Here is a 14067-nt window from a genome sequence, read left to right on the forward strand (position 1 = left end):
CCCCGCCTGAGCCGCTGCCTGCAGAGGCCGGCTGGCGGGGCGCCGTGCATCGCCGCCGCGGCTGGCTCGGTTTCAGCCTCGCCGTGCTGCTGGTCACGGGCGTGCTGGCCTGGCTGCATCCGTTCACCCGCATCGATCGGCTGCTGCAGGACAGCCCGCTCGCTCAGCTGCACGAACGCAGCGGTGACGAGATCGTGATCGTCGAGTTCGACGACGCCTCCCTGCAGGCCCTGGAAGGCGGACCGTGGCGCCGCGCGCACCATGCCCGGCTGGTGCAGCACATCGCGGCCCAGCAGCCGCGCTGCATCGGCCTGAACCTGCCCCTGGCAGAGGCCGACGATGCCCGCCCGGCCGAGAACGCCGCCCTGGCCCAGGCCATGCAGGGGCATTGCGTGGTGCTGCCGCTGAGCCTGCAGGCGAGCGCCGACGGCACCTTGCGCGAGCGCGCGCCCGCGCCCGCGCTGGCCGCGGCAGCGAGCGGCATCGGCCACGTGCACCAGGCGCTGGACAGCGACGGCCTGGTGCGAAGCGCGTATCTGCAAGAGGGCTTCGAAGGCCGCCCCTGGCCCCATTTCGTGGACGCATTGCGCCGCGCCGGCGAGGCCCGGTCGGGCGGCGCGCCGGCCCTCGCCCATCCGTCCCTGCCGCCGCCGGCGCTCCCGCTCGGGCCCTGGTTGCGCAGCGACAAGCAGGTCCTGGTGCTCGCCCGCGACGATCCGCCGCTGCGCCGCGTCTCCTATGTCGACGTCTGGCGCGGCCATGTACCGCCCGACCTGTTCCGCAACCGCTACGTGCTGGTGGGCGTGACGGCGCCCGGCGCGGCCGAAGCCTATGCCACGCCCGCACCCGCCGAATGGGCGCCGCGCACCGGCGTCGAGATCTTCGCGCACCTGCTGCAGAGCCAGCTCAACGGGCATGCGGTGTCGGAAGCCGGTCCCTGGCAGAACCTGGGCTTCAACCTGCTGCCCCTGGCGGCGGTGCTGCTGGGCCTGCTGCGGCTGCGCCCGGCCGGCGTGCTGGCCCTCATCGCCGGCATGCTGCTGCTGCGCCTGGGCCTGCACGCGGCGCGCCCCTGGCTGGGCGTGCAGTTCATGCCGGCCGCGGGCTTCATCGCGCTGCTGGCGGTGTACCCCGCATGGCTCGGCCTGCGGCTGATGACCGCGCTGCGCATCATGCGCCAGGCCACGCGCCAGCTGCACGTGGAACTGGACGGCTTCCCGCCGCCGCCCGCGCCCAGCGGCAGCGGCGATTTCCTGGACCGGCAGATGGAGGCGCTGTCGCTGGCCGTGGTGCGCATGCGCGACGTGCACCGCTTCGCGCGCGACGGCCTGGAGCACCTGCCCGATCCGACGCTGGTGCTCAACGCGCAGGCCCAGGTGCTGATCGCCAACCGGGCGGCCCTGCGCCACTGGCAGGCGCCGGCCCTGGCCGGGCAGGACGCGCACCGGCTGCTGGCCGACCTGGCGACGCGCAGCGACGGGCGGCCCCTCGTGCCCGCCGGCGCCCTTCACCACAGCCGCGCCCCGCGCCTGGGCGAGGCCGTGGACGCGCACGGCCGCGTGCTGCTGGTGCGCTGCGTGCCCTTCTTCGACAGCCGCGGCGCGCACGCGGGCTGGATGGTGGCGCTGGTCGACATCTCGCGCATGCGGCAGGCGCAGAGCCAGCGCGACGAGGCGCTGCGTTTCATTTCGCACGACATCCGCGAACCCTCCGCGGCCGTGCTCACGGTGCTGGAGCTGGTGCGCACGCAGCCGGGCCTGCTCACGCAGCAGGAAATGCTGGAGCGCATCCGCCGCCACGCGCAGACCGGGCTGGAGCTGGCCGACGGCTTCGTCAACGTGGCGCGGGCCGAGGTCCACGCTTTCGTGCCCGAGGCGGTGGAACTCGTGTCGCTGCTGCAGCAGGCCGTGGACAGCGCCTGGGTGCAGGGCCGCGCGCGCCATGTGGAGGTGCGCATGCTGCAAAGCCCCGAAGAGGCGTGGGTGCTGGGCGACCGCGGCCTGCTGGCGCGTGCGCTGGCCAATGTGGTGAGCAATGCGCTCAAGTACTCGCCGCCGGTGCGCGAAGTGCAATGCCGCATCGTCGAGAAGCCGGGCTGCTGGGCGATCAGCGTGCGCGACGAAGGCCCGGGCATCGCGCCCGAGCTACAGTCACAGCTCTTCCGGCCTTTCCACCGGCTGCACCGCGACGCGCATCCCGACGTGCACGGCGTGGGGCTGGGCCTGCTGCTGGTGCGCACGGTGGTCCAGCGCCACGGCGGCGCGGTGGAGATCGACAGCGCGGCCAATGCGGGCTGCACCGTGACCCTGGTGCTGCCGCAGCCCGACCCGAACGAACTGGCCGCATTGCGCGGCGACCTGGAGTGAAAGAGATGAGTCCAAGCCATTGGGGCCGCAGCGCCCGCCCGTGGGCCCTGGCGGCCGTCCTGGCCCTGGGGCTGGGCGCCGCCGCGTCGGCCCAGGACGTGGACGCCACGCAGATGATCCGCGGCAGCCTGCAGGTCGTGCAGCTGATCGACCAGGGCCGCACCGCCGAGCTGTGGGAGGGCGCGTCCGCCGGTGCCCGCAAGCGCGTGGCGCGCGAGGATTTCGTGCGCCAGGTGGCGCAGGCCCGTGCGCCGCTGGGCGCGCCGCAGGCCCGCACGTGGGTGTCGGTGAACCGGCTGGCCGCCGGTGGCGACGATCCGGACCTGGCCGGGCAGTACGTCAGCGTGGAATACGAAACCCGCTTCGCCGGCCAGGCGCAGAACGTGCGCGAACTGACCACCTTCCACCTGGGCCGCGACGGCACCTGGCGTTTCAGTGGCTACGTGATCCGATGAGCCGCCTTCCTTCTTCGAAGAACCCGGCGCTCCCGCCCGCGCGCTGGAAACCCAACGTCACGGTGGCGGCCGTCATCGAAAAGGACGGCCGCTTCCTGCTCGTCGAGGAGCACACCGACCGCGGGCTCAAGCTCAACACGCCCGCCGGCCACCTGGACCCGGGCGAGTCGCCGGCCGAGGGCTGCGCGCGCGAGGCGCTGGAAGAGACGGCCCACCACTTCAAACCCACGGCGCTGCTGGGCATCTACATGGCGCGCTTCGAGCGCGGCACGCCCGGCGACCAGGGCGAGACCGACATCACCTACCTGCGCTTCGCCTTCGTGGGCGAACTGGGCGCCTTCGAGCCCGGGCGTGCGCTGGACGAGGGCATCGTGCGCACGCTGTGGATGACGCCCGACGAGATCCGCGCCTCGGTGGAGCGCCACCGCAGTCCCTTGCTGCTCGAATGCGTCGAGGACTACCTGGCCGGCCAGCGCCACCCGCTGGACCTGTTCCACGTCGACCCTTCGGTGGCCGCGCCGCGGCGCGCGGCCTGAGGGCGAGGGCCGCGCCTGCTCAGGCGGCCCGCGTGGCGGCCGCCTCGGCCACCGGCTCGGCGGCCGCGATCACCCCGCCGCCCAGGCACACCTCGCCGTCATAGAGCACGGCCGATTGGCCCGGCGTCACGGCCCACTGCGGTTGCTGCGGCGGGAAGGCCAGCGCGAAGACCTTTTCCCCCTCGGCCTGCAGCGTGCCCGGGGCGTCGGCCTGGCGGTAGCGGGTCTTGATGCCGTAGCGGCCCGCGGCGGGCGGGGCGCCCGCCACCCAGCTCGCGTCTTCGGCGCGCAGCGACTGCGAAAGCAGCCACGGGTGGTCGTGGCCCTGCACCACCCACAAGGTGTTCTTCTCCACGTCCTTGCGCGCCACGAACCAGGGCGCATGCTCGCCGCCGCCGCGCTGGGCGCCCTTTTCCTTCACGCCGCCGATGCCCAGGCCCTGGCGCTGGCCCAGCGTGTAGAAGGACAGGCCATGGTGCTCGCCCAGCACCCGGCCGCGCGCGTCGCGGATCGGCCCCGGCGTCTTGCTGATGTAGCGGTTGAGGAATTCGCGGAAGGGCCGTTCGCCGATGAAGCAGATGCCGGTCGAGTCTTTCTTGGCCGCCACGGGCAGGCCGATCTCGCTGGCGATGCGGCGCACCTCGGTCTTGTGCAGCTCGCCCACGGGGAACAGCGCCTTGGAGAGCTGCGCCTGGTTGAGCCGGTGCAGGAAGTAGCTCTGGTCCTTGGACGGGTCCAGGCCCTTGAGCAGCTCATAGCGCACGTGCGCGCCATCCCGCGCGGCCGCGCGGGATGTTCCATCTTGCCCGAGGGGCTCACCCGTGTCCGCTGCCACGCAGCGGACACGGGCGTAATGCCCGGTGGCGATCTTCTCGGCGCCCAGGCGCATGGCATGGTCCAGGAAGGCCTTGAACTTGATCTCGGCGTTGCACAGCACGTCGGGGTTGGGCGTGCGGCCGGCCTGGTACTCGCGCAGGAATTCCGCGAACACGCGGTCCTTGTAGTCGGCGGCGAAGTTGACGTGCTCGATCTCGATGCCCAGCACGTCGGCCACGCTGGCCGCGTCCACGAAGTCGGCGTTCGACGAGCAGTATTCGCTGTCGTCGTCGTCCTCCCAGTTCTTCATGAAGATGCCGACCACCTCGTGGCCCTGCTGCTTGAGCAGGTGGGCCGTGACGGCGGAATCCACGCCACCCGACAGGCCCACCACCACGCGATGCTTGGGTTGTGTCATAGGCCCCGATTGTCGGCGCGCGCGTTGGCAGGCGCTCCGGCAGGGCTTTGCGCGCGCCAGGTCGCAGCACCGCACCCGCTCTTGCCCAGTGCGCGCGCGGATCCGGCTCCGCCGGTCCGCAGCGCGCGCCCCCTTGAGGGGGAGGCGCCGCAGGCGCCACGGGGGTGGGCTATTTCAACCAGCCGCGCTTGCGGAAGTACAGCATCGGCCCCACCGCGCTGGCCACCATCAGGGCCAGCACATAGGGATAGCCGAAGCTCCATTCCAGCTCGGGCATGAACTTGAAGTTCATGCCGTACACGCTGGCGATCAGCGTGGGCGGCAGCAGCGCGACGCTGGCCACCGAGAAGATCTTGATGATCTTGTTCTGGTTGATGTTGATGAAGCCGACCGTGGCGTCCATCAGGAAGTTGATCTTGTCGAACAGGAAGGCCGTGTGGCTGTCCAGCGACTCGATGTCGCGCAGGATCTGGCGCGCGTCCTCGAACTGCTCGGCGTCCAGCATGCGCTGGCGCATCATGAAGCTGACGGCGCGGCGCGTGTCCATCGCGTTGCGGCGGATGCGGCCGTTCATGTCTTCCTGGCGCGCGATCAGGCCCAGCACCTCGCCGGCGGTCTCGTCGCTGACGTTGCCGCGCAGCACGCGCTTGCCGGCTTCTTCCAGCTCGTCGTAGATGCCTTCGAGCGTGTCGGCCGAGTACTCGGCGTCGCCGTCGAACAGGGCCAGCAGCACATCCTTGGCGTCCTCGATCAGGCCCGGCGCCCGGCGCGCGCGCATGCGCAGCAGGCGGAACACCGGCACGTCCTCGTCATGGATGGAGAACAGCACGCCGCGGCTCTTCAGCTCGGCGTTGTGCTGGTTCAGGATGAAGGCCACGCGCACGTTGCGCGGCTCGTCCGGGTCGGCGATCAGGAAGTCGCTGCGCACATGGAGGTCGCCGTTGTCCTCCTCGTAGAAGCGCGCCGACTCCTCGATGTCGTCGTCGGTCACGTCCTCGGGAATGGACAGGCCGTAGTACTGCTTGACCCAGCGCTTTTCCTCCACGGTGGGCGACTCCAGGTCGACCCAGATGGGCTGGAAATGCGAGAGCTCCTCCAGCGACTCGATCTCTTCCTGGGCGAGACGGCCGTTGGCAAGGGTGAAGATGTTGAGCATGGCGTGCTCCCCGGCTGAAAGGTGGCGGTGGCGAGGGCGAAAAGAAGGCGGGGTGGGGCGCTTTCAATGGCCTCGCCGGGCAGCCGGCACGGCGCTCAGGCGGGCATTGAAAGCTGCCAAGAAGGGTCGGGTTCCAAGTGAACACTCCAGGGGTTGCAGCGGCGCGGATTATGGCACCGCAGCATCCGGGCCCGGAGCGGCCGCGCGGGCCGGAGCACGCCCGCGGCCGGCCCCTGGGGCGTGTTCCGGCCCCGCCCTCATGCCGGCGCGACTGGATGCGCATCCAGTACAGTTGAGGCGCACCCAAGTCGCCATGCACCTCCTTCCCGACGCTCCCTCCACCCCTGCCCCCGTGGCGCCAGACGTGGCCCTGCACGAGCGGCTCGCGCAGGCGCTGGCCACGCTCAACACGGCGCAGCGCACGGCCGTCGAGCACGGCACGCAGGGCGGCGCGGGTGGCAACGCGGCGGGCCCTGCGGCCGATGCGGCGCGCGCCGCGCCGCTGCTCGTGATCGCGGGCGCGGGCTCGGGCAAGACCAGCACGCTGGCGCACCGCGTGGCGCATCTCATCGCGCGCGGCGCCGACCCGCAGCGCATCCTGCTCATCACCTTCTCGCGCCGCGCGGCGCAGGAGATGTCGCGCCGCGCCGGCCAGGTCGCGGCGCGCGTGCTGGGCCTGCGCGCCGAGGCCGTGCCCGCGCTGCCCTGGGCCGGCACCTTCCACGGCGTGGGCGCGCGCCTGCTGCGCGAGTACGCGCCGCAGATCGGGCTCGATCCCGACTTCACCATCCATGACCGAGGCGACGCCGAGGACCTGATGGGCTGGGTGCGGCACGAGCTGGGCCTGTCGTCCACAACGCGGCGCTTCCCGCTCAAGAGCACCTGCCTCGCCATCTATTCGCGCTGCGTCAACACGCGCGAGCCGCTGGCGCAGGTGCTGGCGCACAGCTTTCCGTGGTGTGCCGACTGGGTGGGCGAGCTGCCGCGCCTCTTCGCCGCCTACGCAGAAGCCAAGGCGCAGCAGAACGTGCTGGACTACGACGATTTGCTGCTGGCCTGGGCCGAGATGATGGGCGAGCCTGCGCTGGCCGCGCATGTGGGCGCGCGTTTCGACCATGTGCTGGTCGACGAGTACCAGGACACGAACCGGCTGCAGGCGCAGATCCTGCTGCGCCTCAAGCCCGACGGCGCGGGCGTGACGGCCGTCGGCGACGACGCGCAGTCCATCTATTCCTTCCGTGGCGCGACGGTGCGCAACATCCTGGACTTCCCCTCGCAGTTCACGCAGCCCGCGCGTGTGGTCGCGCTGGAGCGCAACTACCGCTCCACGCAACCGATCCTCGACGCCTCGAACGCCGTGATGGCGCATGCCACCGAGCGCCACGCCAAGCAGCTGTGGACCGACAAGGCCTCGGCCGGCAAGCCGCAGCTGGTGCTGGTGGCCGACGAGGCGGCGCAGGCGCAGTGGGTGGCCGATCGCACGCTGGCGCTGCGCGAGGACGGGCTCACGCTCAAGCAGCAGGCAGTGCTGTTCCGCACGACCAGCCACAGCGCGGCGCTGGAGCTGGAACTGGTGCGGCGCAACATCCCGTTCGTGAAATTCGGCGGTCTCAAGTTCCTCGAAGCCACGCACATCAAGGACCTGCTGGCGCTGCTGCGCTTCGTGCACAACCCGCGCAGCCGGCTGGCGGGCTTTCGCGCCGTGCAGCTGCTGCCGGGCATCGGGCCCGCCACGGCGGCGCGGCTGCTCGATGCGATGCAGGCCGCGGCCGATCCGGCGCAGGCGCTGCAGGACTTCCGCCCGCCCGCGAATGCGGCCGAGGCCTGGCGCGACTTCGCGCAGACCTGGGGCGCGCTGCGGCTGGGCGCGGTGGGCTGGCCGGGCCAGATGGAACTGGCCCGGCAGTGGTACCTGCCGCACCTCGAGCGCCTGCACGAGGACGCCGTGGTGCGCGCCGGCGACATCGCGCAGCTGGTGCAGCTGGCGGCCGGCTATGCCTCGCGCGAGCGCTTCATCACCGAGCTCACGCTGGATCCGCCCGAGGCCACCAGCGACCGGCCCGGCCCGCCGCTGCTCGACGAGGACTACCTGATCCTGTCCACCATTCATTCCGCCAAGGGGCAGGAATGGAATGCGGTGTCGGTGCTCAACGTGGTCGATGGCTGCATGCCCGCCGACGTGGTGCAGGGCGCGCACGAGCTGGAAGAGGAGCGCCGCCTGCTCTACGTGGCCATGACGCGGGCCAAGGAGCACCTGCACCTGCTGCAGCCGCAGCGCTTCCATGTCACGCAGCAGACCCCGCTGGGCGACCGCCATCTCTATGTGGGCCGCACGCGCTTCATCCCCGACGGCGACCTCGGCGGCTACGAGCGCGTGGTGTGGCCGCCCCCGCCGCCGCAGCCCGTGTTTGTCCCTGCGCCGCCTGCGGTCATGGACCTGCGCGCACGGCTGCGCGCCGCGTGGCGCTGAGCCGGCTTCCAGCACGCGGCAGCAGGCCCTCGACGGCACGGCGCCGGGGGGTGGCGCTACAGGGTGTGCAGCGCGCCTTGCGCCCCTGCTGCGGACTTTTGCGCGTGCGCCACCAAACCTGTATTGCAAAACAGTGACAGCGCGGGCATAGTGAATTCGACAGCTTCGCTTTCCCTCCCGCACAACAACGACAACCTCTTTCCCCCCAGCGCACGAGTTCCCGCAGATGGCGTCCTTTCGGCCCGCCGTCTTTTCCCAACCGTCAATTCCAGGAGGTCATTCATGAATTTGACGATCAGCGGTCATCACCTCGACGTCACCCCCGCACTGCGCAGCTACGTGACCAGCAAGCTAGACCGGATCACCCGGCACTTCGACCAGGTGGTCGACGTCAAGGTGATCCTGACGGTGGAAAAGCAAAAGGAGAAGGAGAAGCGACAACGCGCGGAATGCAACATTCACGTCAAGGGCAATGACATGTTCGCCGAGTCCAGCCACTTCGACCTGTACGCCGCGGTGGACGAACTGGTGGACAAGCTCGATCGGCAAGTGGTGCGCCACAAGGACCGCCTGCAGGACCACCACCACATGGCGCCCAAGCGCGTCGTCCAGTGAACCCCCCGGGGGCAGAAGTGATGTAATCCTTCCTTCTGCTGGCCCGGATGGCCGGCTGCCCGGACGCCTCCGGGCAAGCCCTCTTGCCAAGCCGCCTTCGGGCGGTTTGCTGTTTTTGGTGCATTCCGGCCCAGGGATGCATAATCGCGCCGCTACCCACCATGAACAGACTTGCGTCCATCCTGCCGTCCGCTCAAGTGCTCGTGAGCGTCGATGCCACCAGCAAAAAGCGCGCTTTCGAAGAGGCGGGCTTGCTGTTCGAGAACCTCCATGGCCTGAGCCGCGCCCTGATCACCGACAGCCTGTTCGCGCGCGAGCGGCTGGGCTCGACCGGGCTGGGCCATGCGGTGGCCATCCCGCATGGGCGCATCAAGGGCCTGAAGTCCCCCATGGCCGCGGTCTTCCGGCTGGCCAATCCCATCGGTTTCGACGCGCCCGACGAGCAGCCCGTGGTGCTGCTGATCTTCCTGCTGGTGCCCGAAGCCGCGACGCAAAAGCACCTGGAAATCCTCTCGGAGATCGCCGAGATGCTCAGCGACGCCGCGCTGCGCGAGAAGATCAAGGCCAGCACCGACGCGGCCGAGCTGCATGGCCTGATCGCCGGCTGGCGGTCCACCCAGGCGGCCTGAGCGCCTGCCGCTGCGCCCTGGCGGCATTTCTGCCCGACCCGCCGACGCCGTACGCATGAAACCCACCGTCATCAGCGCCGACGCGATGTTCGAGGAATTTCGCGGCTCGCTGCGCTGGGAGTGGCTGGCGGGCCTGGGCGCGTCGGAGCGCCAGTTCGACCCCGACGTCATCAGCCGCGCCCAGTCGGCCGCCGACCTGGTGGGCTACCTCAACTACATCCATCCGTACCGGGTGCAAATCCTCGGCGCCCGCGAAGTGGCCTACCTCACGCGCAGCACCGCCGAGGACTGCGAGCGCCGCATTGCCCGCATCGTGACGCTGGAGCCGCCCATGCTGGTGCTGGCCGACGGCCAGTCGCCACCGGAGGAGCTGCTGTCGGTGTGCGAGCGCGCGCAGCTGCCGCTGTTCGCCACGCGCGAGTCGGCGGCCTTCGTCATCGACGTGCTGCGCGCCTACCTGTCCAAGCATTTCGCCGAGCGCACCTCGATGCACGGCGTGTTCATGGACATCCTGGGCATGGGCGTGATGATCACGGGCGAATCCGGCCTGGGCAAGAGCGAGCTGGGCCTGGAGCTGATCTCGCGCGGCAACGGCCTGGTGGCCGACGACGCCGTGGACCTGTACCGCATCAACCAGGGCACCATCGTGGGCCGCTGCCCCGACCTGCTGCAGAACCTGCTCGAAGTGCGCGGCATCGGCCTCTTGGACATCAAGGCCATCTTCGGTGAGACGGCGGTGCGCCGGAAGATGCGCCTGAACCTGATCGTGCACCTGGTGCGGCGCGATTCCTTCGAGCGCGACTACGAGCGCCTGCCGGCCGAGCCGCTGACGCAGGACGTGCTGGGCGTGCCGGTGCGCAAGGCCGTGATCCAGGTGGTGGCCGGGCGCAACATCGCCGTGCTGGTCGAGGCCGCGGTGCGCAATTCCATCCTGCAGCTGCGCGGCATCGACACCTATGCCGACTTCGTGGCGCGCCACCACAAGGCGATGGGCAACTGAGGCCGCGCCGGGGTCCTGCTGAGTCCGGGCCGGCGAGAGATGAGCGGCCTCGGGGCACCCCGAGGATCCGGCTTCGCCAGGCCTCGGAGTGCACCCCCCTTCGCGCCGCAGAAGGGGGCACGAAACGGATCGGTGGGGCTTGCTACTTTTTCTGGCAATCGCCGCACAGGCCGTACAGCGACATGGCGTGGTCCTGCAGCGTCCAGCCCTTGTCCTTGGCGATCATCTGCTGGCGGCGCTCGATCTCGGCGTCGTAGAACTCCTCGACCTTGCCGCAGGAGGTGCACACCAGGTGGTCGTGGTGCTGGCCTTCGTTGAGCTCGTAGACGGCCTTGCCGCTTTCGAAGTGGCTGCGCTCCAGGATGCCGGCCTGCTCGAACTGCGTGAGCACGCGGTACACGGTGGCCAGGCCGATGTCCGAATGCTCGTTGAGCAGCACGCGGAACACGTCTTCGGCCGTCATGTGGCGCTGGTCGCCGGTCTGGAAGATCTCCAGGATCTTGAGGCGGGGCAGCGTGGCTTTGAGGCCGGTACTCTTGAGGTTGTCGATGTTGCTCATGGGCGCTCCGGCAGGCAGTCGGGCCTTTCACGGTTCGGCACGGAAGGCGCCGCGCGGGGCGTTCTCACCGGCCCGGGAAAGGGATTCGGTCACGGGGGGCTACAGGCCCGCGCAGGGGCAGCCGCTACAATCGCCCGATCATATCGCCTGGTCTTTCTCCCATGCTTGCATCCTCCCGACGCCGGCTGGCACTGTCGGCCGCAGCCCTGCTGATCGGGCTCGGCGTGGCCGGCTGCAGCAGCACCAGCGACCGCATGCGCAGCGCCCTGCATGCCGTGACCCCCTACAAGGTGGAAGTGGTGCAAGGCAACGTCATCACCAAGGAGCAGGTCGAGCTGCTGCGCGCGGGCATGTCGCGCCAGCAGGTGCGCGAACTGCTGGGCACGCCGCTGCTGGCCGACATCTTCCACGCCAACCGCTGGGACTACGTGTTCACCATCAAGCGCCAGCGCGTCGACCCGCAGCAGCGCCGGCTGACCGTGTTCTTCAACGGCGACACCCTGGACCGCTTCGAGGGCGACGCCATGCCCAGCGAGGAAGAGTTCGTCGCGGGCCTGGACACGCGCAAGCTGTCGGGCAAGGTGCCGGTGCTCGAAGCCACCGAGGAGCAGCTCAAGAAACATGCGCCGGCGGCCGACACGGCCAGCCAGAACGCCGGCCGCACGCTGGCGCCGCTGCCGCCGACCTACCCGCCGCTCGAATCCCGCTGAGCGCGGGCGGCCGGCGCGGCTCGGCTTGTGCCGTGCCGTCGTTCCCGATTCCTTTTCAGCGGCCGCCTCCGGCCGCCCCGTCCCTCGCCGAGATGCCTTCCTTGACCGCTCCATCGTCTTCTGCCGCCCGCCGCCGCATCGCCATTGCCGGAGCCTCCGGCCGCATGGGGCGCATGCTCATCGAGGCGGTGCAGAAAAGCGATGACGTGCAGCTCGCGGGCGCGCTGGACATCGCCGGTAGCCCGGCGCTGGGCGCCGACGCAGCCGCTTTCCTGGGCCTGAATTCGGGCGTGGCCATCACCGACGACCTGCGCGCCGGCCTGAAGGACGCACAGGTGCTGATCGACTTCACGCGCCCCGAAGGCACGCTGGCCCACCTGGCCGTGTGCCGCGAACTGGGCGTGCAGGCCGTGATCGGCACCACCGGCTTCAGCGAGGCGCAGAAGGCCGAGATCGCCGAGATCGCCCAGGACATCGCCATCGTCATGGCGCCCAACATGAGCGTGGGCGTGAACGTCACCTTCAAGCTGCTGGAAATGGCGGCCCGGGCCTTGTCCACGGGCTACGACATCGAGATTCTCGAAGCGCACCACCGCCACAAGGTGGACGCACCCTCGGGCACGGCGCTCAAGATGGGCGAGGTGATCGCGCAGGCGCTGGGCCGCGACCTGCAGGACTGCGCCGTCTATGCGCGCGAGGGCGTGACCGGCGAGCGGGACCCCTCGAGCATCGGCTTCGCCACGATCCGCGGCGGCGACATCGTGGGCGACCACACGGTGCTCTTCGCCGGCACGGGCGAGCGCATCGAGATTTCGCACAAGTCCAGCAGCCGGGCCGGCTACGCCCAGGGCAGCCTGCGCGCGGTGCGCTTCCTGGCCGAGCGGCGCAAGGGCTTGTTCGACATGGCCGACGTGCTGAACCTGCACTGAGCCGCCGCGCCGGCCGGTTCTGATCCACGACATGTCGGCCCTCGAACTCCTGACCCAGGGCGACGCGGTGGGCCGTGCCGTGGCGGCGCTGCTGCTGGCCATGTCCGTCGCGAGCTGGGTCGTGATCCTCTGGAAGGGCTGGCTGCTGCGCGGTGGCGCGCGCGGCGTGCTGCGCGCGGTGGCGGCCTTCTGGCAGGCGCCCGCGCTGCCTGAGGCGGCCCGGGCCTGCGCGGCCTTCGACCGTGCCGGCTTCGTGCATCCGCTCGCCGACGCCGTGCCGGCCCTGGTCCAGGCCGCGGACCTGCCTGCGCAAGTGGGCACGCAGGGGCCGCTGCTGCCGCGCCTGACGCGCGCGCTGCGCGATGCGCTGCATGGCGTGCTGCGGCGGCTGCAGGCGGGCCAGATCCTGCTGGCCACGATCGGCGCCACCTCGCCCTTCGTCGGCCTGCTGGGCACGGTGTGGGGCATCCACCGCGCGCTGGCCAGCATCGCCGGCCAGAGCGGCGGCTTCACGCTCGACAAGGTGGCCGGGCCGGTGGGCGAGGCGCTGGTGATGACGGCCTTCGGCCTGGCGGTCGCCATTCCGGCCGTGCTGGCCTACAACGTCTTCGGCCGCGTCATCGGCCGCATCGAAGCCGAGCTCGAAGGCTTCGCGCACGACCTGCTGGCCACCTTCGCGGCCGGCGATGCGCCGCCGCCGCTGCCTCCCGCGCGGCCGATGCCGGTGCAGGCCTGAGGGCCAGTCCGGGAAACGCTGGCATGGCTTTCGGCCGCAGCAACCTCGGGGCCAGCACCGGCGCTGGCGGCGGCCGCGCCCTGGGCAGCGGTGCACAGCGCCCGCTGTCCGACATCAACGTCACGCCGCTGGTGGACGTGATGCTGGTGCTTTTGGTGATCTTCATCATCGCCGCGCCGCTGATGGCCAGCGCGATCAAGCTCGAACTGCCGCGCAGCGGCGCCAGCGAGGCGCTGGACGCGCCGCATTTCGTGAGCCTGGCGATCGATGCGCAAGGCCGCCTTTTCGTCGACGGCCAGCCCGTGCCCGATGACGCGGGGGTCGCACAGCGCCTGCGGGCTGCGGCCGCACGCGGCGCCGACACCGAACTGCAGCTGCGCGCCGACCACACCGTTCCCTACGGCCGTGTGGTGGAACTGATGGGCGTGGCCCACGAAGCCGGGCTCACGCGCATCGGCTTCGTGACCGAGAAGGCGGCCGAAGCGGCGCCTTCCGGCCCGCCGCCGCGCTGAGCCGCGCGCGGCGCGGGCCGCCGTGCGCATGGCGCCGGCCGGTGCGGGCCCGGCATGCCGGGCCCCCCGGCCAGGGCGCATCGGCATGGCGCGCCGCGCGAATGCGTCGAGAATCACGCAGATCGCCCTCTCGCCGAGCGCGCTTTCCTGGAACCCGACC

Annotated in this window: 14 protein-coding genes; 11 read left to right on the forward strand and 3 right to left on the reverse strand. The window is 70.7% G+C overall.

Translation table 11 applies throughout. The annotated features are described in order from the left end of the window. Window positions 1–44 precede the first annotated feature (44 nt). Genes LG388_RS07630 through LG388_RS07640 form a run of 3 tightly spaced genes read left to right on the forward strand, consistent with a single transcriptional unit; the run spans window position 45 to window position 3357 of the window. Entirely contained in the window at window positions 45–2366 is a 2322-nt protein-coding gene (locus LG388_RS07630; RefSeq protein WP_225782259.1) for a CHASE2 and HATPase_c domain-containing protein, read from the forward strand. Between the two features lie 5 nt (window positions 2367–2371). Next, on the forward strand, window positions 2372–2821 hold the full coding sequence (locus LG388_RS07635; protein WP_225782260.1) for a DUF4019 domain-containing protein: 450 nt from the start codon (window positions 2372–2374) through the stop codon (window positions 2819–2821). Further along, a complete protein-coding gene (locus LG388_RS07640; protein WP_225782261.1) occupies window positions 2818–3357 on the forward strand; it encodes an NUDIX hydrolase in 540 nt (179 codons plus the stop codon). Before LG388_RS07635 ends, LG388_RS07640 begins: the two co-directional genes overlap by 4 nt. Window positions 3358–3376: 19 nt before the next feature. Here LG388_RS07640 and mnmA read toward each other — a convergent pair whose 3' ends face one another. Together mnmA and corA are read right to left on the reverse strand one after the other, a co-directional pair. Beyond that, on the reverse strand, window positions 3377–4591 hold the full coding sequence (gene mnmA, locus LG388_RS07645) for a tRNA 2-thiouridine(34) synthase MnmA (RefSeq protein ID WP_225782262.1): 1215 nt from the start codon (window positions 4589–4591) through the stop codon (window positions 3377–3379). Between the two features lie 169 nt (window positions 4592–4760). Beyond that, window positions 4761–5747, reverse strand: coding sequence for a magnesium/cobalt transporter CorA (corA, locus tag LG388_RS07650; protein WP_225782263.1), 987 nt, complete (start codon window positions 5745–5747; stop codon window positions 4761–4763). Window positions 5748–6060: 313 nt separating this feature from the next. Here corA and LG388_RS07655 point away from each other — a divergent pair, with 313 nt between their 5' ends. The 4 genes from LG388_RS07655 (at window position 6061) to hprK (ending at window position 10461) form a co-directional block, all read left to right on the forward strand. Further along, a complete protein-coding gene (locus LG388_RS07655) occupies window positions 6061–8217 on the forward strand; it encodes an ATP-dependent helicase (RefSeq protein WP_225782264.1) in 2157 nt (718 codons plus the stop codon). Between the two features lie 282 nt (window positions 8218–8499). Continuing rightward, window positions 8500–8832: a ribosome hibernation-promoting factor, HPF/YfiA family gene (gene hpf, locus LG388_RS07660; RefSeq protein WP_225782265.1), complete on the forward strand. Its 333-nt coding sequence runs from the start codon at window positions 8500–8502 to the stop codon at window positions 8830–8832. Between the two features lie 161 nt (window positions 8833–8993). Continuing rightward, window positions 8994–9461 carry a PTS sugar transporter subunit IIA gene (locus tag LG388_RS07665; protein ID WP_225782266.1) on the forward strand — a complete coding sequence of 156 codons (468 nt, stop codon included), beginning with the start codon at window positions 8994–8996 and terminating at the stop codon, window positions 9459–9461. 55 nt (window positions 9462–9516) lie between these two features. Next, on the forward strand, window positions 9517–10461 hold the full coding sequence (gene hprK / locus LG388_RS07670) for an HPr(Ser) kinase/phosphatase (protein WP_225782267.1): 945 nt from the start codon (window positions 9517–9519) through the stop codon (window positions 10459–10461). A gap of 142 nt (window positions 10462–10603) precedes the next feature. Here the strand turns inward: hprK and fur are convergent, their stop codons facing one another. After that, the gene (fur, locus tag LG388_RS07675) at window positions 10604–11020 is read right to left on the reverse strand and encodes a ferric iron uptake transcriptional regulator (protein ID WP_225782268.1); all 417 of its coding nucleotides are present in this window, start codon (window positions 11018–11020) and stop codon (window positions 10604–10606) included. Between the two features lie 161 nt (window positions 11021–11181). Here fur and LG388_RS07680 point away from each other — a divergent pair, with 161 nt between their 5' ends. The 4 genes from LG388_RS07680 to LG388_RS07695 all read left to right on the forward strand — a co-directional run bounded on the left by LG388_RS07680 (window position 11182) and on the right by LG388_RS07695 (window position 13907). Beyond that, on the forward strand, window positions 11182–11730 hold the full coding sequence (locus LG388_RS07680; protein WP_225782269.1) for an outer membrane protein assembly factor BamE: 549 nt from the start codon (window positions 11182–11184) through the stop codon (window positions 11728–11730). 101 nt (window positions 11731–11831) lie between these two features. Beyond that, window positions 11832–12659, forward strand: coding sequence for a 4-hydroxy-tetrahydrodipicolinate reductase (gene dapB / locus LG388_RS07685; RefSeq protein WP_370630116.1), 828 nt, complete (start codon window positions 11832–11834; stop codon window positions 12657–12659). A 31-nt stretch (window positions 12660–12690) separates the two neighbouring features. Then, window positions 12691–13395, forward strand: a complete 705-nt coding sequence (locus tag LG388_RS07690; RefSeq protein WP_225782271.1) for a MotA/TolQ/ExbB proton channel family protein — start codon at window positions 12691–12693, stop codon at window positions 13393–13395. A gap of 23 nt (window positions 13396–13418) precedes the next feature. Next, window positions 13419–13907 carry a biopolymer transporter ExbD gene (locus LG388_RS07695; protein WP_225782272.1) on the forward strand — a complete coding sequence of 163 codons (489 nt, stop codon included), beginning with the start codon at window positions 13419–13421 and terminating at the stop codon, window positions 13905–13907. Window positions 13908–14067 lie beyond the last annotated feature (160 nt).

It is taken from the genome of Xenophilus sp. Marseille-Q4582 (assembly GCF_916700565.1).
GTDB lineage: Bacteria > Pseudomonadota > Gammaproteobacteria > Burkholderiales > Burkholderiaceae_C > Xenophilus.

Coding starts and splice junctions, on each gene's coding strand:
- LG388_RS07665 (WP_225782266.1), top strand. CDS start 8,994: ATGAACAGACTTGCGTCCATCCTGCCGTCCGCTCAAGTGCTCGTGAGC.
- fur (WP_225782268.1), bottom strand. CDS start 11,020: ATGAGCAACATCGACAACCTCAAGAGTACCGGCCTCAAAGCCACGCTG.
- hprK (WP_225782267.1), top strand. CDS start 9,517: ATGAAACCCACCGTCATCAGCGCCGACGCGATGTTCGAGGAATTTCGC.
- LG388_RS07640 (WP_225782261.1), top strand. CDS start 2,818: ATGAGCCGCCTTCCTTCTTCGAAGAACCCGGCGCTCCCGCCCGCGCGC.
- LG388_RS07635 (WP_225782260.1), top strand. CDS start 2,372: ATGAGTCCAAGCCATTGGGGCCGCAGCGCCCGCCCGTGGGCCCTGGCG.
- LG388_RS07680 (WP_225782269.1), top strand. CDS start 11,182: ATGCTTGCATCCTCCCGACGCCGGCTGGCACTGTCGGCCGCAGCCCTG.
- LG388_RS07690 (WP_225782271.1), top strand. CDS start 12,691: ATGTCGGCCCTCGAACTCCTGACCCAGGGCGACGCGGTGGGCCGTGCC.
- corA (WP_225782263.1), bottom strand. CDS start 5,747: ATGCTCAACATCTTCACCCTTGCCAACGGCCGTCTCGCCCAGGAAGAG.
- LG388_RS07695 (WP_225782272.1), top strand. CDS start 13,419: ATGGCTTTCGGCCGCAGCAACCTCGGGGCCAGCACCGGCGCTGGCGGC.
- mnmA (WP_225782262.1), bottom strand. CDS start 4,591: ATGACACAACCCAAGCATCGCGTGGTGGTGGGCCTGTCGGGTGGCGTG.
- hpf (WP_225782265.1), top strand. CDS start 8,500: ATGAATTTGACGATCAGCGGTCATCACCTCGACGTCACCCCCGCACTG.
- LG388_RS07655 (WP_225782264.1), top strand. CDS start 6,061: ATGCACCTCCTTCCCGACGCTCCCTCCACCCCTGCCCCCGTGGCGCCA.